The organism is Serratia sp. LACPHL-BACT-2024-00286 (genome assembly GCF_043109535.1).
GTDB lineage: Bacteria > Pseudomonadota > Gammaproteobacteria > Enterobacterales > Enterobacteriaceae > Serratia > Serratia sarumanii.
This window is the reverse complement of the sequence record NZ_JBICNA010000001.1, coordinates 779,577-801,499: the sequence shown is the minus strand read 5'-3', so window position 1 is coordinate 801,499 and position 21,923 is coordinate 779,577. Positions and strand designations below refer to the sequence as shown.

The 21,923-nt window shown below is 57.5% G+C and carries 18 protein-coding genes; 12 read left to right on the top strand and 6 right to left on the bottom strand.

The genetic code is table 11. The features are described from left to right. Positions 1–47 precede the first annotated feature (47 nt). From ACF8MC_RS03760 to cobA, 7 genes are all read left to right on the top strand, one after another. Positions 48–1,277 (top strand): nitrate regulatory protein, encoded by a 1,230-nt coding sequence (locus tag ACF8MC_RS03760; RefSeq protein WP_033653155.1) that lies wholly within the window; start codon positions 48–50, stop codon positions 1,275–1,277. A gap of 267 nt (positions 1,278–1,544) precedes the next feature. Next, the gene (locus ACF8MC_RS03755) at positions 1,545–2,807 is read left to right on the top strand and encodes a CmpA/NrtA family ABC transporter substrate-binding protein (RefSeq protein WP_047567472.1); all 1,263 of its coding nucleotides are present in this window, start codon (positions 1,545–1,547) and stop codon (positions 2,805–2,807) included. A gap of 12 nt (positions 2,808–2,819) precedes the next feature. Then, the gene (gene ntrB / locus ACF8MC_RS03750) at positions 2,820–3,740 is read left to right on the top strand and encodes a nitrate ABC transporter permease (protein ID WP_164104946.1); all 921 of its coding nucleotides are present in this window, start codon (positions 2,820–2,822) and stop codon (positions 3,738–3,740) included. A 9-nt stretch (positions 3,741–3,749) separates the two neighbouring features. Then, on the top strand, positions 3,750–4,547 hold the full coding sequence (locus tag ACF8MC_RS03745) for an ABC transporter ATP-binding protein (RefSeq protein WP_033653153.1): 798 nt from the start codon (positions 3,750–3,752) through the stop codon (positions 4,545–4,547). Between the two features lie 21 nt (positions 4,548–4,568). Next, positions 4,569–8,768 carry a nitrite reductase large subunit NirB gene (gene nirB / locus ACF8MC_RS03740; RefSeq protein ID WP_164104947.1) on the top strand — a complete coding sequence of 1,400 codons (4,200 nt, stop codon included), beginning with the start codon at positions 4,569–4,571 and terminating at the stop codon, positions 8,766–8,768. Continuing rightward, on the top strand, positions 8,765–11,431 hold the full coding sequence (locus tag ACF8MC_RS03735; RefSeq protein WP_164104948.1) for a nitrate reductase: 2,667 nt from the start codon (positions 8,765–8,767) through the stop codon (positions 11,429–11,431). Before nirB ends, ACF8MC_RS03735 begins: the two co-directional genes overlap by 4 nt. An 11-nt stretch (positions 11,432–11,442) precedes the next feature. Then, positions 11,443–12,372, top strand: coding sequence for a uroporphyrinogen-III C-methyltransferase (gene cobA, locus ACF8MC_RS03730; protein WP_204350880.1), 930 nt, complete (start codon positions 11,443–11,445; stop codon positions 12,370–12,372). 91 nt (positions 12,373–12,463) lie between these two features. Here the strand turns inward: cobA and ACF8MC_RS03725 are convergent, their stop codons facing one another. The 3 genes from ACF8MC_RS03725 to ACF8MC_RS03715 all read right to left on the bottom strand — a co-directional run bounded on the left by ACF8MC_RS03725 (position 12,464) and on the right by ACF8MC_RS03715 (position 15,582). Further along, positions 12,464–13,405 carry a sugar phosphate isomerase/epimerase gene (locus ACF8MC_RS03725; protein WP_049196960.1) on the bottom strand — a complete coding sequence of 314 codons (942 nt, stop codon included), beginning with the start codon at positions 13,403–13,405 and terminating at the stop codon, positions 12,464–12,466. Positions 13,406–13,415: 10 nt separating this feature from the next. Then, on the bottom strand, positions 13,416–14,591 hold the full coding sequence (locus ACF8MC_RS03720) for a Gfo/Idh/MocA family protein (RefSeq protein WP_164104950.1): 1,176 nt from the start codon (positions 14,589–14,591) through the stop codon (positions 13,416–13,418). A 67-nt stretch (positions 14,592–14,658) separates the two neighbouring features. Next, on the bottom strand, positions 14,659–15,582 hold the full coding sequence (locus ACF8MC_RS03715) for a substrate-binding domain-containing protein (RefSeq protein ID WP_164104951.1): 924 nt from the start codon (positions 15,580–15,582) through the stop codon (positions 14,659–14,661). A 317-nt stretch (positions 15,583–15,899) separates the two neighbouring features. On the opposite strand from ACF8MC_RS03715, the gene ACF8MC_RS03710 reads away from it, so the two are divergent. Beyond that, entirely contained in the window at positions 15,900–16,922 is a 1,023-nt protein-coding gene (locus ACF8MC_RS03710) for a LacI family DNA-binding transcriptional regulator (protein ID WP_060436326.1), read from the top strand. 43 nt (positions 16,923–16,965) lie between these two features. On the opposite strand, the gene ACF8MC_RS03705 is transcribed toward ACF8MC_RS03710, so the two are convergent. Further along, on the bottom strand, positions 16,966–17,628 hold the full coding sequence (locus tag ACF8MC_RS03705) for a hypothetical protein (RefSeq protein ID WP_164104952.1): 663 nt from the start codon (positions 17,626–17,628) through the stop codon (positions 16,966–16,968). Positions 17,629–17,802: 174 nt separating this feature from the next. On the opposite strand from ACF8MC_RS03705, the gene ACF8MC_RS03700 reads away from it, so the two are divergent. After that, positions 17,803–18,183, top strand: a complete 381-nt coding sequence (locus ACF8MC_RS03700; RefSeq protein WP_041035130.1) for a DUF4440 domain-containing protein — start codon at positions 17,803–17,805, stop codon at positions 18,181–18,183. 482 nt (positions 18,184–18,665) lie between these two features. On the opposite strand, the gene ACF8MC_RS03695 is transcribed toward ACF8MC_RS03700, so the two are convergent. Next, entirely contained in the window at positions 18,666–18,815 is a 150-nt protein-coding gene (locus ACF8MC_RS03695; protein ID WP_164104954.1) for a GrpB family protein, read from the bottom strand. Positions 18,816–19,078: 263 nt separating this feature from the next. On the opposite strand from ACF8MC_RS03695, the gene ACF8MC_RS03690 reads away from it, so the two are divergent. Then, positions 19,079–19,456: a VOC family protein gene (locus ACF8MC_RS03690; protein WP_126191668.1), complete on the top strand. Its 378-nt coding sequence runs from the start codon at positions 19,079–19,081 to the stop codon at positions 19,454–19,456. Positions 19,457–19,541: 85 nt separating this feature from the next. Here ACF8MC_RS03690 and ACF8MC_RS03685 read toward each other — a convergent pair whose 3' ends face one another. Beyond that, positions 19,542–20,000 carry a YbaK/EbsC family protein gene (locus ACF8MC_RS03685; RefSeq protein WP_033653150.1) on the bottom strand — a complete coding sequence of 153 codons (459 nt, stop codon included), beginning with the start codon at positions 19,998–20,000 and terminating at the stop codon, positions 19,542–19,544. A gap of 167 nt (positions 20,001–20,167) precedes the next feature. Between ACF8MC_RS03685 and ACF8MC_RS03680 the strand changes: the two genes are divergently transcribed. Beyond that, the gene (locus tag ACF8MC_RS03680; RefSeq protein WP_033648337.1) at positions 20,168–20,593 is read left to right on the top strand and encodes a DUF2231 domain-containing protein; all 426 of its coding nucleotides are present in this window, start codon (positions 20,168–20,170) and stop codon (positions 20,591–20,593) included. Between the two features lie 13 nt (positions 20,594–20,606). Next, complete coding sequence (locus tag ACF8MC_RS03675) at positions 20,607–21,908, top strand: sorbosone dehydrogenase family protein (protein ID WP_041035136.1); 1,302 nt, start codon at positions 20,607–20,609, stop codon at positions 21,906–21,908. Positions 21,909–21,923 lie beyond the last annotated feature (15 nt).

Sequence of the window (21,923 nt, the reverse complement as noted above, 5' to 3'; positions counted from 1 at the left end):
CGTTTCTTGCTTTATCCAGGAGTCTCCTCTTATCAGCAGGTTACTCCATGGCCCTTTCTGCTCTGAGCTTTGTACAGGCGTCGAAAAAAAGCGAAATCGCGGGTTTGCAGCAGCTGTTGCAACTGGGTGAACTGGTTGGTGCGGTCAGCCTGATGATCCACGCACTGCAACGGGAACGAGGCACCTCGAACATCTTCTTATGTTCTCATGGGAACACCTGGGGAAAGCAACTGAGTGAGCGGGCACTGGAGGTCCGGAAGGCAGAGGAGGCCGTCAGTCAGTGGCTTGCGTCTCAGGATCTTACCGGCCCCAACCTGGCGAATGCACCGCGATTACTCAGCCGCATTGCCTCGGTGTTGCATAGCCTCAGTACGTTACCGCAACTGCGTCAGCAGGTTCTTGGACTGTCTATCAGTCAGCCTGATGCCATGAATGCCTACAACGAGGTGATTCGCTCGCATTTGTCACTGGTCTTCGAAACGGCGGATATCTCCGGCGATCCGTCAATTTCACGGGCATTGCTGGCGATGTTCAGTTTTATGCAGGGAAAAGAGCTGGCCGCACAAGAGCGGGCCACGGCCGCCGCCGGTTTTGCGGCAGGGCATTTTGATGTCATCGCGCAACAGCAATTCACAGGCTTAATCGAGAGCCAGGAGCGCTGCTTTCAGACCTTCATGGAATTCGCGGCTCCCCGCTGTCTGGCAATGTGGCGGCAGCAGATGAACCAGGACAGCAGTGAATTTGAACGTTTCAGGCGAATTGCCTGCACGCGCGTCAGGCCTGGCGGTGAGACGACGGATACCGCATTACGCTGGTTTGACGTTGCGACGGCGCGAATCGATGGAATGAAAGTGGTGGAGGATGAGCTGCAAGCGGCTCTGATGGCCTCCTGCCGCCAGCGTATCCGTGAAGCACAGGCCGCCCTTGCGCTTCAGCAGCAGAATATTGACCAAATCCCGCAGTCTGAAAGCCATTACTCCGCGCTACTCTCGCCGCAGCTTAGTCGTTCGGTTCTTGAGCTTGTTGAACAGCAGTCCCGCCAGCTGCAGGCGCTCGATGCAGAACTTTCTCAACTTCGCGTCACGCTGACCGAGCGTAAGCTGGTTGAGCGGGCAAAGGGCCTGCTGATGCAGCATCAGGGCTTAACGGAACCCCAGGCGCATAAGGCACTGCTTGAGATGGCAATGAATCAGAATAAGAAACTTTCGGAAATTGCTGACGCGATGCTTGCCGTATCTGCGCTGTTAGGCAAAAACGGGCACAAACCGGGCCAATAACTGCACCTTCTGTGTGCAATTACGCTGTGCAGGATGTGCAGTTCCGGTGCACCAGAAAGGGCGTCAAAGCGACAGAATAAGGCTAACCCTCTGATTTTTTTGATACCGCAGGTTGGCACACAAGCTGCATTCTTTTTAATAGCAACAGCACTAAACCAATGGCGGTTTAGTCAGCATTACGGATAAAGGCGTCCGTTAGCGTTCAGGGAACTGAGCGCTAACTGGACGCTTTTTTTTTTCCATTTTTCAACCTAACGGGAAGCCCTGATGACACAAGACGACAAAAAGACTCCGGGACAACTCTCCCGCCGCTGCTTTCTTGCGGGGAGTGCGGTGCTCGGCGGCAGCATGTTGATGTCAGGATTCATGAACCGGGTCTGGGCTGCCGGTTCCGACACGCCAGAGAAGAAAGAGATTCGCGTCGGGTTCATTCCCCTGACCGACTGCTCCTCAGTGGTGATGGCGGCGGTAAAGAAATTTGATGAGAAGTACGGCATTAAAATCATCCCGAGCAAGGAGTCGAGCTGGGCGTCAGTACGCGACAAACTGGTGTCTGGCGAGCTGGATGCGGCGCATGTTCTGTATGGGATGCTCTATGGCCTGCAGCTTGGCGTGTCCGGCCCGCAGCATGAGATGGCGATGCTGATGTCTCTCAACCAGAACGGACAGGCCATTACGCTCTCTGAGCAGTTAAAGCAGGCGGGCGTGACGGATGCTGCATCGCTACAAAAAGTGGTCCAGGCCAGTGCGAAGGGGACCTATACCTTTGCGCAGACGTTCCCGACCGGCACGCACGCGATGTGGCTTTACTACTGGCTGGCAAACGCCGGTATCCATCCCTTTAACGACGTGCGCAATGTCGTGGTGCCTCCGCCGCAAATGGTCATGAACATGAAAATCGGCAATATGAGCGGTTTTTGCGTGGGGGAACCCTGGAACCAGCGCGCGATTCAGGACGGCATTGGTTTCACTGCTGTCACCTCACAGGAAATCTGGCCGGATCATCCGGAAAAAGTGCTCGGCACAACCTCTGCCTGGGTGACTGAAAACCCGAATGCGGCTCGCGCGCTGACCGCCGCGGTGCTGGATGCCTCCCGCTGGATAGACACCTCTGATGCCAATCGTAGTGAAACCGCTCAGGTCGTTGCGGCGCGGGCGTACATCAACACGCCACTCAAGACGATTCAGGGGCGGATGCTCGGCGACTACGAAAATGGGCTGGGGAAAACGTGGAAAGATGCCCACCGCATGCGCTTCTTCAACGATGGCGCGGTCAATTATCCGTATCTCTCCGATGGCATGTGGTTCCTGACTCAGCAGAAGCGCTGGGGATTGCTGGACAGCGATCCTGACTACCTCGGTATCGCCCAAAAAATTAACCGTATTGACGTCTACAAACAAGCTGCCGCCGCGGTTGGCGGGATCAATTTGCCATCCAGCGACATGCGAAGCAGCACGTTGATTGACGGCAAAGTCTGGGACGGCAGCAACCCTGCTGACTACGCCAACAGTTTTGCAATGAAACGCTAAGTGAGGCCACAGATGTCCGTAAATTTGAAAACCAATGTCGTCACGTTGACGGAGCCTGCCGCGGTCAGCGTTGAATCGCCCGCCAGCGCAGAAGTGATCACGATCGAGAGAGCCGCCCCGGTAGCCAGAACGGATACCTTTATTGTCCGGCTTCGCGCGAGCGTTCGCCGCTTCATGCAGAAAATGATCCCCGCCATTCTCGGGGCCGTCGTGCTGCTGCTCCTGTGGCAAATCGCCGCCAGTAGCAGTAAAGGCTTCCCGACGCCCGCTCAGACCTGGGAGGCGGCGAAGGTGATTTTTGCCGATCCGTTCTATATCAACGGGCCAAACGACATGGGCATTGGCTGGAATGTCCTGGCCTCGCTACAGCGAGTTGCGATTGGTTTCGGGCTTGCCGCGCTGGTCGGCATCCCGGCCGGGTTCCTGATTGGCCGCTTCAGCTTCATCGCCAGCATGTTCAACGCCATTATCTCGCTGCTGCGCCCGGTCAGCCCGCTGGCGTGGTTGCCGATTGGATTGCTGTTGTTCCAGCGCGCGGAGCCCGCCTCGTCCTGGACCATTTTCATCTGTTCTATCTGGCCGATGGTCCTCAATACCGCAGAAGGGGTGATGCGCATTCCGCAGGACTATCTCAACGTTGCGCGGGTGCTGAAACTCAGCGAATTCACCGTAATGCGCAAGATCCTGTTTCCTGCCATGCTGCCGTACATTCTGACCGGGGTGCGGTTGTCCATCGGTATCGCCTGGCTGGTGATTGTTGCGGCTGAAATGCTGACCGGCGGCGTGGGCATCGGTTTTTGGATCTGGAACGAATGGAACAACCTCAACGTGGAAAACATTATCGTCGCCATTCTGCTGATTGGTGCCGTGGGGATGTTACTGGAGCAGGGGCTGATGGCCGTTGCCCGTCGCTTAAGTTACGACAATCACTAGGAGCCCGCGATGAAAAAAGAAAAATCGATTATCAGCGTCCAGAGCGTCACTCAACGTTTTCCTTCAGCGAAAACCACCTTTCTGGCGCTCGATAACGTCAGCTTTGATATCGCAGAAGGCGAAACGGTCAGCCTGATTGGCCACTCAGGCTGCGGAAAATCGACCCTGCTGAATTTGATTGCCGGGCTGAGTCGCCCGACGGAAGGCGTGCTGCTGTGCGACAACAAAGAGATTACCGGGCCGGGGCCAGAGCGCGGGGTCGTCTTCCAGAACCATTCGCTGCTGCCATGGTTAACCGCTTTTGAGAATGTCGAACTGGCGGTGCGGCAGGTCTTTAAAGACCAGATGAACAAAAGCGAAATGCACGACTGGATTTTGCACAATCTCGAACTGGTGCACATGGAGCATGCGGCCGATAAGCGCCCGGGCGCCATTTCAGGCGGCATGAAGCAGCGTGTCGGTATCGCCCGTGCCTTGGCGATGAAACCGAAAGTTTTGCTGATGGATGAACCTTTCGGGGCGCTGGATGCGCTGACGCGGGCGCATCTTCAGGACGCCGTTATGGACATTCAGGCGCGTCTGAAAACCACCATTTTGCTGATCACCCACGACGTTGATGAAGCGGTGCTGCTGTCTGACCGCGTGATGATGATGACTAATGGTCCGGCGGCGAAAGTCGGTGAAGTGTTACAGGTTGAGCTGTCACGCCCCCGCAGTCGACTGGCTTTGTCGAACGATCCTCTGTTCCACCAGTATCGCCAGCAGGTGCTGCATTTTCTCTATGCAAAACACCGGGCAGTGGCCTGATTCCATGAGGGGAGTTTTGCAATGGCTAAACCGACTCTAATCGTTATCGGCAATGGTATGGCAGGCGTGCGACTGGTGGAATATCTCTGTGAGCTCGCACCAGATCGTTACCGTATCATGATCATCGGCGATGAAAAACACAGTGCGTACAACCGTATCCAGCTGACGCCGGTGCTTTCCGGTGAGAAAGATTTTGGCCAGATAGTCACGCATGACGCGCAGTGGTATGAGCATCACAACATCACATTGATCGCAGGCACGGCGGCGACGGCAATCGACCGTCACGCTTGCACCGTCACGGCCGCCGGGCAGATCTATTCATACGATCATTTGGTTCTGGCCACTGGCTCACGGCCATTTCTGCCCCCCCTGCCTGGGGTCGAATTGCCGGGTATCCACGGGTTCCGCACTCAGCAGGATGTCGAAAATATTCTGCAGGGAGCCTACGCAGGCCAACCGGTTGCGGTGATCGGCGGCGGCGTGCTGGGCGTGGAGGCGGCGGCGGCCCTGGCGCGGCGTGGAATGCGGGTGAGCCTGCTACATCGCGGCACACATCTGATGGATCAGCAGCTGGATGAACACGCCGGAAAACTGTTGCACGAGGGGCTCTCATTACGCGGCATCAACGTCATTTTGCAGGCTGAAACGGTGTCATTCAGCGCTGATGCCGCTGGCAACGTCAGCAGGGTGAATCTTAATGATGGGCGCGGAATAGCGGCGGAGCGGGTCGTGCTCTCCGTGGGCGTGCGGCCGAACATCGCGCTGGCACAACGGTCAGGCTTGCCGTGCGATCGCGGTATTCTGGTGAACCCGCAGCTGCAAACCGCTGACCCGCACATCTCGGCAATTGGAGAATGTTGCCAGTGGGGCGAACTCACTTTTGGCCTGGTGGCCCCGTGCTGGCAGCAGGCTGAAACGCTGGCCTCGCGGCTGGCGGGGGGCGACAAAGCCACTTCATTCGAGGTGCAGAATGTCCCGCTGCGCCTCAAGGTCACAGGCCTGAATTTGTTCTGCGCCGGTGAATTACACAGCCGCGATGGCGCTCAGACCCATACCACCTTTGACCCGTTTGACGGGCATTATCGCCGGCTGGTGCTCTGCGACAACCAACTGAAAGGGGTGTTGCTGTGGGGCGATATCAGCGATGGCCCGCAATACCTCCAGCGGATCGGCACGCCCGCTGGTCAACCGTTGCCCTTCAGCGTCTTCAGTCCCGGTAATGAGCCGGATGCCTCTGGCTTACAGCCTGTTAAATCAGAACCGTTACCCGTCGAGGTGGCGAGGAGTCATTCAATGTCGAAACCCGTATTGGTTATGGCCGGACACGGCATGGTAGGCCATCATTTTTTAGAGCAGTTGGTTGCGCGTGAGCTGCATCTGCAATACCAGGTGATTGTGTTTGCCGAAGAGGCCTCGCCCGCCTACGACCGTGTGCATTTGTCCGAATACTTCTCTGGCCGCACGGCGGAATCCCTCTCAATGGTTGAAAAGGGATTTTTCGAATCGACCGGGATTGAACTGCGTCTGGGGCACAGCATCGGGCTCGTTGATACAAAACACCGTTTTGTGGTCGATCACCAGGGGCGGCAGACGGCTTACGATGTACTGGTGCTGGCAACAGGATCCTATCCGTTTGTGCCGCCGATCCCTGGCAATGATGCGCCGGGCTGCCTGGTTTACCGCACGCTTGACGATCTTGCGGCCATTCAGGCCTGCGCGGCAAACGGCAAAACGGGCGTGGTTGTCGGCGGGGGATTACTGGGGCTGGAGGCGGCCAACGCGCTGAAACAGCTCGGGCTGGATACGCACGTGGTGGAGTTTGCACCGCGGCTGATGGGGGTTCAGCTCGACGACGGCGGTGCCGCGATGCTGCGCCGTAAAATTGAAGCGCTGGACGTGAAGGTGCATACCGGGAAAGAAACCCAGGCCATTACTGCGGGCGAGGAGAGCCATTACCGGATGGTGTTTGCCGATGGCAGCTATCTGGAAACCGATCTGGTGCTATTTTCCGCAGGGATCCGCCCACGCGATCAGCTTGCGAGAGCGTGCGGGCTTGAAGTGGGGCCGCGCGGCGGCATTGTGATTGACGATCGCTGCCAGACGTCCGACCCGGCTATTTATGCGATCGGCGAATGTGCGCTATGGAACGGGCAGATCTTCGGCCTGGTGGCGCCGGGTTATCAGATGGCCCGCGCGCTGGCGGATACCCTGACGGGCGGCGACGCCGTCTTTAAGGGCGCGGACATGAGCACCAAACTTAAGCTTCTTGGTGTTGAGGTGGCATCGATTGGTGACGCGCATGGGCGTTCCCCCGGTAGCCAGAACTACAGCTGGGTAGACGGTCCGGCGGAAGTGTATAAGAAAATCGTGGTATCGCAGGATCGCAAACGGCTCCTGGGGGCGGTGCTGGTGGGCGACAGCGCGGAATACAGCACGTTGCTGCAAATGATGCTCAACGATATGCCGCTGCCAGCCAAACCTGAATCCCTCATTTTGCCTGCCGGGTCGGGCGCAGACAAACCCGTGCTGGGCATCGCAGCCCTGCCCGATAGCGCGCAAATTTGTTCCTGCCACAACGTCAGTAAAGGCGATGTCCGTAACGCCGTGAAGAACGGCTGCCACGATATGGCGGCGATAAAAGCCTGCACCAAAGCGGCGACGGGCTGTGGGGGCTGCGCCGCACTCACCAAGCAGGTGATGGAATATGCGCTGTCCGACATGGGCGTCGAGGTGAAAAAAGACATCTGTGAGCATTTCGCGTATTCGCGCCAGGAGATTTATCACCTGGTTCGGGTGGGCAATATCCGCACGTTCGGGGAACTGATTGAAAAGCACGGCCACGGCAGCGGGTGTGAAATCTGCAAGCCGCTGGTCGGATCGATACTGGCATCATGCTGGAACGACTACCTGTTGAAACCGCAACATTTGCCACTGCAGGACACCAACGATCGTTATTTCGCCAATATCCAGAAGGACGGGACCTATTCCGTCGTGCCGCGCGTTCCGGCGGGAGAGATAACCCCCGAAGGGCTTATCGCCATCGGCGAAGTCGCCAGGCGTTACAAGCTCTACACCAAAATTACCGGAGGGCAGCGAATCGACCTGTTCGGCGCGCGTCTGGAGCAACTGCCGGAGATCTGGCAGCAGCTGGTTGATGCCGGTTTTGAAACCGGTCATGCCTACGGCAAATCTCTGCGTACGGTGAAATCCTGCGTCGGGTCGAGCTGGTGTCGCTACGGCGTACAGGACTCCACCTCGCTCGCGCTACAATTAGAGCACCGCTACAAAGGGCTGCGTTCGCCTCACAAAATCAAAATGGCCGTCTCGGGTTGTACCCGCGAGTGTGCCGAAGCCCAAAGTAAAGATGTGGGGGTAATTGCCACGGATAAGGGCTGGAACCTGTATGTCTGCGGCAACGGGGGAATGAAGCCCCGCCATGCTGATTTGCTGGCGCAGGACATGAGCACAGAGCAGCTCATTCGTACCGTTGACCGCTTACTGATGTTCTACATCCGCACCGCTGACCGGCTGCAGCGCACCAGCACCTGGATGGATAACCTCGAAGGGGGCATCGACTACCTGCGCCAGGTGATTCTGGACGACAGCCTGCAAATTGCGGATGAACTGGATCGTGAAATGTCTGCGGTGGTGGCGACGTACCAGTGTGAATGGCAGACCACTCTGGCCTCGCCGGATCGCCTGGCGCTGTTCAGACCGTTTGTAAACAGCGAGGTCCCTGACGAAGGGGTCGTGATGGTGAGCGAACGTCAACAACTGCGGCCTGCAACGCATGAGGAGCGCAGCATGCTCGCCGTGCCTGCCGCAGAAAATACGCAGGAGCCCGCACCGGGCTGGGTGGAAGTGTGCAGCCTGAGCGCCATCCCGGCGAATGCGGGAATGGCGGCGCGCCTGGCGAGCCAGCAGATTGCGCTGTTCTATCTGCCCGGTCATCCACAGCAGGTTTTTGCGCTGAGCAATCATGAACCAGACAGCGACGCCAATGTGCTGGCGCGCGGGCTCGTGGGCGATGTCAAAGGCGAACCGGTGGTGATTTCCCCGCTCTATAAACAGCGCTTCAGCTTACGGGACGGCCGCAGCCTGGACAATTCGCCGCATGCGCTGCGAAGCTGGGCGGTGAAAGTGGAAGATGGCCGCGTCTGGGTTCAGGCACAAATGCAGGGCGTTGCGTCCGCCAAAATCATTGAAACGGTCAACCTATGAAAACAGCGTCTCCGGTCGTGAAAACCACCTGCGCCTATTGCGGCGTGGGCTGCGGCGTCAGTATGCAGCCACAGGCTGATGGCTTCGCCGCCAGCGGCGACCCGGCACATCCGGCGAATCGCGGAAGGCTGTGCGTGAAGGGCAGCGCGCTGGGTGAAACGCTGAGCTTACAGGGGCGTCTGCTCCAGCCTGAAATCCATCATCAACCCGTGAGCTGGCCGCAGGCGTTAGACGCTGTCGCACAAGGGCTACAGGCGACGATTGACGAGCATGGACCGCAGTCGGTCGCGTTTTATGGCTCGGGCCAGCTGCTAACGGAGGATTACTACGTCGCCAACAAGCTGATGAAAGGGTTTATCGGGGCGGGCAACATGGATACCAACTCCAGGTTGTGCATGGCCTCCGCCGTGGTGGGCTACAAGCGGGCGTTCGGCGCCGATGCCGTCCCCTGCAATTATGATGATCTGGAGCAGGCAGACTGCGTTATTCTGGTAGGTTCGAACACCGCCTGGGCGCATCCGGTGGTGTATCAGCGGCTGGCGAAAGCCAAAGCGGAGAGGCCGGAGATGCAGATTATCGTCGTTGATCCGCGTAAGACCGCCACCTGTGATATTGCCGATCTGCATCTGGCACTGCGTCCGAGCAGCGATGCGGCGCTGTTCTGCGGCGCACTGAACGAGATGGCAGCGCGCGGAAAACTGGATACCGCTTTTCTGCAGCACCACACGAGCGGGGCAGAAGAAACCTTACAGACAGCAAAAGCGTGGAGCCTGGAGAAGACGGCGGACTATTGCGGGATCGCCTCCTCGCAATTACAGGCGTTTTATCAACGGATAGCCCGGAGCCAGCGGCTGGTCACGCTGTATTCGATGGGGATCAACCAGTCCAGTTCGGGCGTCGACAAATGCAACGCGATAATTAACCTGCATCTGGCAACCGGCCAGATTGGACACGCTGGCAGCGGGCCATTTTCGATAACGGGCCAGCCGAATGCGATGGGCGGACGTGAAGTCGGCGGGCTGGCAAACCAGCTGGCCTGCCATATGGGATTTACCGCCGAAGAGATTACACGGGTCGGGCGTTTCTGGCACAGCGATAACGTCGCGCAGAGCCCTGGACTCAATGCCATCGATCTCTTCCGCGCTATCGAGAAGGGAGAGATAAAAGCCGTCTGGATCATGGGCACCAATCCGCTGGTGTCACTTCCGGATGCCGATCGCGTGCGGGCCGGTCTGGCGCGTTGTCCTCTGGTTATTGTGTCCGACATTCTGCGTGACACGGACACCACCCGCGCCGCGCATATTCTGCTGCCCGCCTTGGGCTGGGGGGAGAAAAATGGCACGGTGACCAATTCGGAACGCTGTATCTCCCGGCAACGCGCGTTTCTGGCTGCACCTGGGGAGGCCAAACCTGACTGGTGGATCCTCAGCCAGGTTGCGCAGCGGCTGGGGTTTGCGGAGGCCTTTGCCTGGCAGCATCCGGCAGATATTTTCCGCGAACATGCGGCCTTGTCCGGCTTTGAAAATGCAGGCACTCGGGCGTTTGACATCAGCGGGCTGGCGCAGTTGTCCAATGAAGAATGGGATACCCTGCAGCCGATCCAGTGGCCGGTTAATGCCGCACGGCCGCAGGGTACGCCGCGACTATTTACAGATAAAACCTTTTTTCACCCTGACGGTAAAGCGCGGTTGATCGCCGTCACCCCGGCGCTGCCCGCCAGCCAGCCCACTGCGGCTTATCCGCTGATCATGAACACCGGAAGGGTGCGCGACCAGTGGCACACCATGACGCGAACCGGCAAGTCTGCTCGCCTGATGCAGCATATCAGCGAGCCGTACTGTCAGTTTCATCCGGATGATGCGCCGGGCATTCAGGCGGGTGAGTTGCTGCGTGTAACCTCATCCCATGGCTGGCTGCTGTTACGCGCGCAACCCGATCATCTTCAGCCTCGCGGCAGTATTTTCGTGCCGATCCATTGGAACAGCCATTTTAGCCGGCAGGCCCGGGTCGATGCGCTGATAGCTCCCGTTACCGATCCTCTTTCCGGGCAACCGGAAAGTAAGCATATGCCGGTCAATCTGACGAAATGGAAAGCGGCTTGGTATGCAGAGCTGTTTATTCGGGGAGAGGGGATCGCCGCGCCTGCCACCGCCTACTGGAGCCGCATCACCCAACCGGGCGTCACGCATTTTACGTTAGCGGATTCTTCGCTCCAGGAGGAGTGGATGGCGTGGCTGAATGAACATTATCCGCTGGAGGGGAAAACCTGCCAGAGCGCCCGGATGGGGGATGAGGGCTTCAACCTGCTGGTGTGGGCGCAGGGCGAACTGCAGCTGGCATTTTACGCGCGCCGAAGCCCACTGCTGCCGGACAGGCAAGCGATACTGTCTGCCTTTATCACCCCGCCGGACACGGCACCGCAGCGGCTGGCGTTACTGGCGGGCCAGGCCGGCAGCCATAAGGCCGCCACCGGCAAAATGATTTGCAGCTGTTTTTCTGTTGGCGAAGCGCAGATTGTCGACGCCGTGCGGCAGGGATGCCACAGCGTGCAACAGCTCGGCTCAAAGCTGAAATGTGGCACTAACTGCGGCTCCTGCGTGCCGGAGCTGAAAACGTTTATTGCCGGCCAGCTGGCCGCCCTGACGATGGAAGAACGCCCATGAAAACTAGCAACATGTTGCCGATAGCGCAGATTATGGCCCTGGCAGACCAACGCAGCCCGGTGCGCCGGGGTGACGTCTGGCTGGTGGGCGCAGGGCCGGGTGATACTGAACTGCTTACCCTGAAAGCCCTGCGCGTTATCCGGCAGGCCGATGTCGTGGTCTTTGACCGGCTGGTGTCCGATGCGGTGCTGGCGCTGACGCCGGACACTGCACTGCGGATCGATGTCGGCAAATCCCCGCGCAATCATCGCCTTGAACAGCATGAAATCAATATGTTGCTGGTTGATCTGGCGCTGGCGGGGCACCGTGTAGTGCGCTTGAAGGGCGGCGACCCGTTCATCTTTGGCCGGGGTGGGGAAGAAATGGCCTGCTGCCAGCAGAAGGGGATTGTGTGCAATGTTGTGCCAGGTATCACGGCGGCAATGGGCTGTGCCGCAGCCAGCGGGATCCCGCTGACGCACCGAAACCTGGCACAGTCCGTCAGGTTTGTCACCGGACATGGCCCGGAAGGGGAACCGGACGTTGACTGGTCCGTACTGGCCGCCGCGCGCCAGACGCTGGTCTTCTATATGGGGATTGCCAACAGCCCTGTTATCAGCCAGCGCTTGATTGCCCATGGCTTACCCGGCTCAACGCCCGTGGCGGTGATTGAACGCGGCACTCAGCCACAGCAGCGCGTGCTGGTGGGCACTCTGGATGCATTAGGAAAGATCGTTGCAGAGGAGCAGGTCGAATCACCAGCCCTGGTAATTATTGGTGAGGTGGTGGGAATGTACCGGCCGATTGCCGAACTGCCTGAGAAGATTTTTCCGCAGATGGGCCGTTCTGAACCGGCTTTGCCAGCCAGTCTGAAGTGGCCGGCGAAAATGGACAGCATAAGCGTTATTCTGGAATCATCCTATGACCATATCTGGCACGCAAGAGACGGTCACAATAGCTAAAACATCTAATCGAACCAAGGACACGGGGATGGTTAATCCCCGTGTTTGTGGTGAGAAAGAGGCGCAGCGGTCATGGCCGCCGCGCAGGGTGTTATTGGCTAATCGATTGCTGCAGCGCCTGAACGGAAGAAACGATGCCGGCATCAACCGACATGGTCAGGTCTTCCATTTCCAGCGACACCCAGTCGTTGTAGCCCATCATGCGCACCACCGAGAAGAACTCCTTCCACCACTGCAGATCCCGCCCGCAGCCGACGGCGACATAGTTCCAGGCGCGGCCGGCCACGTCATCTATCGGTTTGGTCTCCAGCAGCCCGTTAACCTCGACGACGCCGCGCTCAAGGCGCACGTCTTTGCCATGCACATGGTGAATGGCGGGGCCAAGGGCGCGGGCCACTGCGATGGGATCTGCCCCCATCCAGAGCAAGTGACTGGGATCGAGGTTCAGGCCCACCATCGGGCCAACGGCCTCGCGCAGCCGGAACAGCGTTTCCGGGTTCCACACCAGCATGGCGCTGAAGTTTTCCAGCGCAAAGCGCTCGACGCCGCACGCTTTGGCTCGGGCGACCAACGCCTGCCAATAGGGGATCGCCACGTCATTCCATTGATAGTCCAGGCAGTTTTTCACCGTGGGCGGCCAACTGACGGTATAGGTGATCCAGTTGGGGATGGTGTCATGCGGGCTGGCCGGGGGCAGGCCGCTCATCATAACGATCTTTTTCACCCCCAGCAGCCCGGCCAGCTCCAGCGTATTGTCGGTTTGGCGCTGATGGCGTTGCCCCAGTTCGCCGGGATCGAGCGGATTGCCGGAGACGTTGAGCGCGGCGATCTCCATGCCGCGGCTGGCCAGCGCCTGCAGCAGCTGCCGGCGTTTGGCGGGGTTGGCCAGCAGATCGTCGGCATCCAGATGGGGCGCCGGAGACCAGCCGCCGGTGGTCATTTCCACGCCGCGCACCCCCAGCTCCAGCAGCCGATCCAGCATCTGCTCGAAGGGTAAATGACCCAGGCTGTCGGTACAGAATGAAAGTTTCATGGTGCTTTCCTTATTGGTAATTAACCCAGGTGGCGCCGTTGTCGGCGGAACGAACGCAGTTTTCAATCCAGCGCACGCCTTCCAGCCCGGCGTCGATATCCGGGTAGATCAGCGTGGCCAGCGTCTGCCGATCGCCGCGCTGGCTGGCGCTGATGGCGATGGCGAACTTGAGGTAGATATTGGCCCAGGATTCGGCCAGGCCTTCGGTGTGCAGCGCGCCGAGCCGCTCTTCGGCTAGGGCGCTGTCGTCCAGATAGGGCATGCCATGGTGCAGGATCTGGTTGGGCCGCCCCTGGATCTCATAGCGCAATTCGCCGGGCGCAGCGTCGCTCCACTGCAGGCTGGCGAGCGAGCCGACCACGCGGATGCTTTGGCTGTCCATCGCGCCGGCGTTGACGGCGGAGGCCCACATGCGGCCGACGGCGCCGTTTTCGTAGTGCATCAGCACCATGGCGTTGTCTTCCAGCGGGGCGCGGGAAGGAATAAAACTCTGGCGATCGCACAGCAGGGAGGCAATCTTCATATCGGGCATCACCAGCTGCGAGATGTAGAAGGTGTGGGTGGAGATGTCGCCCAGCACAAAAGAGGGGCCGGCGATTTTCGGATCGACGCGCCACTTTTGCGCCTCGAACTTGTCTGCGCTTTCGTTGGCATTGAAGCCGTGGGTGTATTGCAATTCGACCATGCGTATTTCGCCGATGTCGCCGTTCGCGATCATGGCGCGCATCTGCATCAGCAGCGGATGGCCGGAGAAGCCGTAGGTTACGCCGACGATCAGGCCTTTCTCCGCCGCCAACGCCTTGATTTCTCTCGCCTCCGCCGTGGTGAAGAACAGCGGCTTTTCGCAGATGACATGCAGGCCGGCATTCAGCGCGGCGCGCGTGATTGCATAATGGGTGCCGTTAGGGGTGGCGATGGTCACCACCTCAGCGCCATCTTCGCGGTCGGCTTCTTGATCCAGCAGCTGTTGATAGTCGTCATAACAGCGTTCGGCGGGCACGCCGAGGTTGACGCCAAACTCGCGTCCGCGCGCCGCGTCGATATCAAAGGCGCCGGCAACCAACCGATAGGCGGTGTTGTCGCGCAGTGCGCCGGAACGGTGCTTGTAGCCCACCTGGCTGAGGCGGCCGCCGCCGATCATCGCCCAACGCAGCGGGCGAGGGATGCTTCTTTCACCATTTAACATGCTGACTCCTGATATTGTGGCTTTGCACTCGGGTGCAAAATAGGTTGAAAAAGAGAGTGGCAACGGTTTATTTCTGGTTCATCTGCGCAAATTGCGGGTAGTTTTCTCGCGTTACGGTGGCGTAAGGCACCCAGTTGTAAGGCTCGGTTTTGGCGTGATCCAACAGGGCGCGAGTCACTTGCACCGCGCCGATCGCCTGGGCTTTGGCATCCTGGAAAATGGTCACCGCCAGGTCGCCGGTTTTGATAAATTGCAGGCCGTCGGGCGTGCCGTCGATACCGGCAACCAGCACGCCGCTCTTTTTGGCCTGCTTCAGCGCCATGATCGCGCCGATAGCCATCTCATCGTTGTTGGCGGCGATCGCATCGATCGCTACGCCGTTCAGCAACCAGCCGGAAACCACATCGACCGCTTCATTGCGCTGCCATTTTGCGGTCTGTTTCTCTACCACTTTGAGGTCTTTGTGTTTGGCGATCACCGCTTCAACCGCGCGGGTGCGTTCGCGGGTCTCTTCGTTGGAGAGGGCGCCCATCAGGATCGCCACGTTGCCGCGGTAATTCATTTTTTTCGCCAGAGCCTCTATCTGCAGGCGGCCGCTGAGCGCCGAATCGGAGCCGACGTAGGCCGTCGCGCCGCTCAGCGGCACTTCGGGTTTGCGGTTGACGAAGATCAGGGGGATCGCGGCGCGTTTGGCGGCCGCTATCATCGGCTGGACGCCTTGCGTATCAACCGGGTTGAGGATAATGGCGTCCACGCCCTGATTAATCAGATCGTCCACCTGTTGCACCTGCAGGGCGACATCGCCTTTGGCATCGACGAACTGGCCTTGCAGCTGCTGCGCAGCCAGTTCCCGCGCCATTTGGCTGCGCAGGATGGAAACGAAGTTGAGATCGAAGTTGGCCAGCGCCACGCCGACCTGGTAGGTCTTGGCCTGGGCGGTCACCACAAACAGCGAGCAGGCTAACATCAACAACAGTCTGGTTTTTTTCATTACGGTTTCCTGTTGAGAAGAGAGGCGTTGTGTAAAAACAGTGTATTTGCAACCGGGTGCAAAGCAGGAGGCAAAACGGCGATGCGTCTCTGAATGCCACCGTGAATGTCGGCCATGAATAAAATTTGGTCAACAGGGGAAAGGTGAAAACAGCGCTGGCGATCACAAACTGTTTACGTTTTGCACCCGGTTGCATAACGATTTGCAATCGGGTGCATAAACGGGACATAATTGCAGCAGAAATGCCGGCGGGCGCTTAGGGGATCTGAGCGGGCAGGGTATAGTTTGACTTCACCGAAGCAGGGATCGACGCAACCATGATGAAACACCACAAAGCCACCGCCAGCGACGTCGCCGAAAAGGCCGGCGTCTCTAAATGGACGGTATCGCGCGCCTTTACGCCCGGCGCCTCGATCTCGGACAGCGCGCGTGAAAGCGTGCTGGCGGCGGCGGCTGAGCTGGGCTATCGGCCAAATCTGCTGGCGCGCAGCCTGTCGCAAAAACGCACGCACATCATTGGCGTGGCCATCGACGAGATGAAGAACCCGCATTCAATGATGATGCTCGATATGGTGACCAAACAGCTGCAAACCCGCGGTTATATGGCGCTGCTGCTGAACATCACCGCCGGGGAAAACTACCGGGCGGTGATGGCGATGGCCGATCAGCTGCAGGTCGACGGCATTTTGTTCCTGGCGACGGTGTTAACCAAGGAGTGGGCAGCGATCGCGCAAGATCTGCATCAGATACCGCTGGTGCAGGTATGCCGCAATACGGAAAGCGAACACATTGATGTGGTTAATATCGACGGCTACCGCGCCGGCGAAGAGATCGCCGCGCTGCTGATAGAGCAAGGCCATCGGCGCTTTGGTTACATGAAGGGGCCGGACACGCAAAGCAGCCATTTGCTGCGCATGGAAGGTTACCGCGACAAACTGATGGCCGCCGGCTTTCAGTTGGATCGGGTGCTCACCGCCGGCCATTACGATCGCCAACGCGGTTTCCAGCTGATGAGCGAATACCTGCAGGCAACGCCGGAAAACGAACGGGTTGAGGCGCTGTTCTGCGAGAACGACGTGTTGGCGCTGGGGGCGCTCGAAGCGCTCAGGCAAACGGCGCCGTCGTCCGCGATGGCCGTGGTAGGTTTCGATGATATCGACGAGGCCGGCTCAGCCAACTGGGCGCTGACCAGCTACAGCCAACGCATTGACCGGCTGGTCGAAGAGGCCTTGAATCGCCTGATCGACAATCGCGCCACGGCAGACGGCGCCTGGCGGCACGGGGAATTGCGGGTTCGGCGGTCGCATGTGAAGCAAGACGAAATTCAGATCGCTGATTGAGTGCATGGCGGATAACATTTCCGCCATGTCCGCTATGCTAAAATTATGGCGTTTTATCTGGCACAGAGATAAGCCAGGGTGTCGCAGAGCTATTTTTTATGGCTTCAATATAATTTTCCACCATAATCTGATTTTTTTCAGATATCTCACAAAATATTACCAGTTGGCCGAATAGTTCAGTGTCATCATTGATTTTATCAGGAATTACTTCCGGAACGAATGTAATAGCGCGTCTAGACAACGTTCGTACGGTGAATTTTTTGCCAAACTCAGGTTGGCTATCAAACGCATTAACGCCTATTTCAAGTAAATTCAAAGAGGGTGAATAGATGGCATACCATGTTTTTTTATAGCAAAAAATGCCGCTTTTGAATTCTGGCATTCCTTTGAAATCAATTGAATTTTCCGTTTTTATTCGCTTTATGGCAGTTAATGTATACTTTTTCGTTGAGTATACATCCTTGAGGAAAATGGCAACGCATAAAAAAATAAAACCTGCTGCAAGAAAAGAAAACATGGCAATCAGAATGCTAGTAACAGAAAGATCTGAATTGAGCAAGAGTATTATTGCAATGGCGATAACTAGATATGAAGCTATATGTATCAACCCATCTTTTTTTGTGATGTCCTTCCTGAATTTAACAATAAAATAAATTACTGCAGCAAAGGCTAAACTATAAAAAAAGAGTAATGACCGATCGGGCATGATTCCATTCGCCAAAAAATTGATATTGCGTTTAATTTATAGTAATGGTTTAAAATAAGCAATATCAGGTTTGATTTTCAACCGTTACGGCAGGAATCACATCAGCTTAAATCTGAACACTGTGGAGTTTCTTGCCTCCAGATTTCACGTAGCGCGATCAAAAAGGAGGGCATTTTGACCCATTTTGCAGAGTGGCTTAGCCACATCCAGGCGCTTGAGGTTGAACTGCACCAGCCAACAACGCGCTGCGATCCGAAGCGTGTCGCGGCATTGCTGCATGAAGACTTTGAAGAGATTGGCCGCTCAGGCCTACGTTATGACAAACGCCAGACCGTTGCGGCGCTGGAGATGGAAACGGATTATCCGCAGATTTTCGCCGAAGGTTTTAAGCTGGCGCAAATCAGTGATAGCGCCGTATTGCTGACGTATAAAAGTTTTCAGCGTGACGCGCAGGGCCACGCCGCGCGTTGCACAGAGCGTTCGTCGATTTGGCTTCTGACAGCCAAGGCGGGTTGGCAGATGCGGTTTCATCAAGGCACGCCGACTGCTGATTGAGCCTGGTTTAAAAGCCGATCTAATGGAATGACAACAAGCCTGGCAGAAAGACAGATGTCGGAGGGATAAAGCTGCAGGTGAGGAGAGAAGATGCTCAGGGATGACCCTGGTGCGTATCCAGCAATTCAATTTAACATAATATACATTATGCGCACCTAGATAATGATATGTGGATTCTGCCGTCCAGGCCTGATCTATGGGCTTTCTCCTGCGGCCAATCATGCCAGTGCCGGCTGCTCATGCCGCTGAACTAATTCGTTTTTCAACCGGCCATAAGCCCGCCGGTCTTCTGCTGTCTGGTGTTTGTGTTGCTCAGCAACACCATGATGCTTGTGCAGATAATGTCTGAACGCCAACTGTCTGATCGCCTGTTCACTTGCTGTAGCAACGCCTGCCGGTAATGCCGTTCTCGCCACGCGGCGTAGATCTCATGTCATGCATCTTGTCATTCACACCATCCAACGCCGCCAGGCTTTCAATCTTCAGCAAGATATCAATCGTTGGTTTGGCACTGCTGTACTGCCGATATGATGAATTGCCGTTAATACGCCAGCCAATATCTCGCGTAGTTTCAGCGCTGCATCTTTATAACGCGAATCATAAGGCTCGACCGTGATGATGCGCTCTGTCATTTTCCGCTCCAATAATGATGACCGGACATGATTTCAATGGCGCATCTCCGTCGATAAGGAGTAAAAATCCCCTGCTTTTTTGATCGCGCTACGTAAAATCTGGCAAAACGTGGCTGCTACGATACTGCAGATTTCTCCAAAACGCGTCATTTCAACGGGCACTATTTGTACGCTAAATGCGCATTGGCGTCCGTTTTCATCGTTTTCGGCGCCCACCACGGCGTTGGCTATACTGAATGGGGACACATTCCAGGAGCCTCCCCATGTTTGACCATGTGAAATTTGGCGTCAGCGACTTTGCCCTTAGTAAAGCGTTTTTCCTCAATGCACTCGCGCCGCTGGGCGTAAAGATCGTTGCCGAAGGCGAACCCGGCTATGGCGTCGAACTTTGTCACGATCGGGGTAACGTGTCATTGTGCCTGTTTCAAACCGATGAAAAACCGGCGCATCTGCACCTGGCATTTGCCGCAAGCAGCCGTGAACAGGTCGATGCGTTCTACCACGCCGCGCTAAATGCCGGCGGCATAGACAATGGCGCGCCCGGTTTACGGCCCAATTACCATGCCCACTACTATGCGGCATTTGTGATCGGCCCGGATGGCCACAATATCGAAGCGGTGTGCCATAACCCGATGAACTAGTGATTTTTCCAGCTAAAACAGCATGTTAATCACGAGTTGATGCACGCTATTTAACATAACGCAATTGTGACATGGTCACTTAACGTTACCCCGTCACGTCAATCCACTCTGCTCCGGTGATGCTGGCCAGGCGTTGTGGCGCAATTCTCACGCCTGAGTTATCGCTGCCGCCTGCCGGAAGCACTTCACCGTAGCGGCACAGGCTGCGATCGCAGTAAATTCTTACCGCTGCCGGTGCGGCAAAGGGGCAAACGCCGCCCGGTGGATAGCCGGTCAGCGCCTCCACCTCCTCCGCCGGCAGCATGCGCGCCTTTACGCCGAAGAATTGTTTGTACTTCTTGTTATCGATTCTGGCGGTTCCCGCCATCACCAACAGCACTACGCCGTCGTTCACGCGAAACGACAGCGTCTTGGCGATCTGCCCGCTCTCCACGCCAAAGGCTTCCGCCGCCAGCGCCACCGTAGCGGTATTCTTTGCCAGCACCGTCACCGCCGTTTCCGGCGCGTGCTCGGCCAGAAATCGCTGAACGCGCTCTATACTCATGCCCTCCTCCCGATGTTGTAAGCCATTGATAATGCCGCAGTGAGGGTTTCGGTTTTAACATCGCATGCTAAAAATGAGAATCAAAATTGTTCAAATCGGTGAATCTGAACAAAGCTTTAAGGGGCCAACGCCCTTTTTTACCTATCATTTTTCATGGAGATACCTGCATGACCACGCAAACGACAGCAAGGCCTTCAGCGGTCGCGGTGGCCGTCTATGAATGGCTCAATCCGATACCCTACGGATTTTTCACCGCTGCGCTGATTTTCGACATTATCTATGCCTGCACGGCGAATATTCAATGGGTCAACGGTGCCAGCTGGCTGATCGCCATCGGCCTGATTTTTGCCATTATTCCTCGTCTGATTAACCTGGTGCAGGTGTGGTTCGGCAGCGGCCGGCTGCAGGGGCCATCGGTCAAGCTCCATTTCTGGCTGAACTTGCTGGCCATCGTTCTCGCCATCATCAACGCTTTCGTGCATAGCCGGGATGCGTATGCCGTGGTGCCGCAAGGTCTGGTGCTGTCTGCGATCGTGGTCGCCCTGCTGAGCCTCGCCAACATTCTGCTGGCCGTGGGTGCCCGTGCAAAATAATAAGGAGGTTTTCATGAAGCTATCATCGATCGCGATTGCGCTTTCGGCCGTGCTGGCGCTGGCCGGCTGCGATAACAGCGCCGTCATTTCACCGGAACAACAAATGGGGCCGGATCCGACGTTGCCGGCGGCGCAAGACTTCCTGATGCCGCCGATGCAGGTGCCAAAGGGCGTCGGCTGGCAGCAAAATCAGATGCCGAAAGTGGCTGAAGGCTTGAAAATCGATAAGGTGGCGGACGGTTTGCTGCACCCGCGCCAGCTGCTTACCCTGCCCAACGGCGATGTTTTGGTGGTGGAAGCCAACGGGCCGGGCACCGAAGCGGTGAGCACGCCCAAGCAGATGATCGCCGGTTTGGTGAAGGGCCAGTCCGGTAAAGGCGGCAAAGGGGGCAACCGGATTACCCTGCTGCGCCCAACCGCCGATGGCAGCTGGGAAAAGCATGTCTTCCTCGAAGGGCTCGATTCACCGTTCGGCGTCCAGCTGATTGGCAACACCCTGTATGTGGCCAACACCGGCAACATCATGCAGTACGCCTATCAGCCGGGCGAAACGCGCATCAGCGATGCGGGTAAAGAGCTGGCCGACCTGCCGGACACCATCAACCATCATTGGACCAAGGCCCTGCTGGCCAGCCCGGACGGTAAAAAGCTGTATGTCGGCGTCGGTTCAAACAGCAACATCACCGAAAACGGCCTGGCCGTAGAGTACCGCCGCGCCGCCGTGCTGGAAGTGGACACCGCCTCCGGCGCCAGCCGCATCTTCGCCAGCGGCCTGCGCAATCCGACCGGGCTGCAGTGGGAACCGCACAGCGGCAAGCTATGGGCCATCGTCAACGAGCGTGACGAGATCGGCGCCGATCTGGTGCCGGACTACCTGACCTCGGTGCAGGACGGCGGCTTCTACGGCTGGCCTTACAGCTATTTCGGCCAGCACGTCGATCGGCGGGTGCAGCCGGCGCGGCCGGATCTGGTGGCGAAAGCCATCAAGCCGGACTACGCCCTCAGCTCCCACGTCGCGCCGCTGGGGCTGCTGTTCTACACGGCGAACGCTCTGCCGGCTGAGTATCGCGGCGGCGCCTTCGTCAGCGAACACGGCAGCTGGGATCGCTCGCCGCTGAACGGCTACCGGGTCAGCTACGTGGCGTTTGAGCAAGGTAAGCCGGTCGGCAAACTCAAAGCGGTGGTCACCGGCTTTGTCTCCGACGACGAGAAGGAACTCTATGGCGCACCGGTAGGATTGGCGGTCGACAAGACCGGCGCCCTGCTGATTGCTGATGACGTCGGCAACACCGTTTGGCGCGTTAAATCGAAATAAGCTCAAGGCGTTGTC

What these genes read in the sequence shown, in the direction of transcription:
- ACF8MC_RS03760 (WP_033653155.1), top strand. Translation starts at nt 48, where the DNA reads ATGGCCCTTTCTGCTCTGAGCTTTGTACAGGCGTCGAAAAAAAGCGAA.
- ACF8MC_RS03755 (WP_047567472.1), top strand. Translation starts at nt 1,545, where the DNA reads ATGACACAAGACGACAAAAAGACTCCGGGACAACTCTCCCGCCGCTGC.
- ntrB (WP_164104946.1), top strand. Translation starts at nt 2,820, where the DNA reads ATGTCCGTAAATTTGAAAACCAATGTCGTCACGTTGACGGAGCCTGCC.
- ACF8MC_RS03745 (WP_033653153.1), top strand. Translation starts at nt 3,750, where the DNA reads ATGAAAAAAGAAAAATCGATTATCAGCGTCCAGAGCGTCACTCAACGT.
- nirB (WP_164104947.1), top strand. Translation starts at nt 4,569, where the DNA reads ATGGCTAAACCGACTCTAATCGTTATCGGCAATGGTATGGCAGGCGTG.
- ACF8MC_RS03735 (WP_164104948.1), top strand. Translation starts at nt 8,765, where the DNA reads ATGAAAACAGCGTCTCCGGTCGTGAAAACCACCTGCGCCTATTGCGGC.
- cobA (WP_204350880.1), top strand. Translation starts at nt 11,443, where the DNA reads ATGTTGCCGATAGCGCAGATTATGGCCCTGGCAGACCAACGCAGCCCG.
- ACF8MC_RS03725 (WP_049196960.1), bottom strand. Translation starts at nt 13,405, where the DNA reads ATGAAACTTTCATTCTGTACCGACAGCCTGGGTCATTTACCCTTCGAG.
- ACF8MC_RS03720 (WP_164104950.1), bottom strand. Translation starts at nt 14,591, where the DNA reads ATGTTAAATGGTGAAAGAAGCATCCCTCGCCCGCTGCGTTGGGCGATG.
- ACF8MC_RS03715 (WP_164104951.1), bottom strand. Translation starts at nt 15,582, where the DNA reads ATGAAAAAAACCAGACTGTTGTTGATGTTAGCCTGCTCGCTGTTTGTG.
- ACF8MC_RS03710 (WP_060436326.1), top strand. Translation starts at nt 15,900, where the DNA reads ATGATGAAACACCACAAAGCCACCGCCAGCGACGTCGCCGAAAAGGCC.
- ACF8MC_RS03705 (WP_164104952.1), bottom strand. Translation starts at nt 17,628, where the DNA reads ATGCCCGATCGGTCATTACTCTTTTTTTATAGTTTAGCCTTTGCTGCA.
- ACF8MC_RS03695 (WP_164104954.1), bottom strand. Translation starts at nt 18,815, where the DNA reads ATGACAGAGCGCATCATCACGGTCGAGCCTTATGATTCGCGTTATAAA.
- ACF8MC_RS03690 (WP_126191668.1), top strand. Translation starts at nt 19,079, where the DNA reads ATGTTTGACCATGTGAAATTTGGCGTCAGCGACTTTGCCCTTAGTAAA.
- ACF8MC_RS03685 (WP_033653150.1), bottom strand. Translation starts at nt 20,000, where the DNA reads ATGAGTATAGAGCGCGTTCAGCGATTTCTGGCCGAGCACGCGCCGGAA.
- ACF8MC_RS03680 (WP_033648337.1), top strand. Translation starts at nt 20,168, where the DNA reads ATGACCACGCAAACGACAGCAAGGCCTTCAGCGGTCGCGGTGGCCGTC.
- ACF8MC_RS03675 (WP_041035136.1), top strand. Translation starts at nt 20,607, where the DNA reads ATGAAGCTATCATCGATCGCGATTGCGCTTTCGGCCGTGCTGGCGCTG.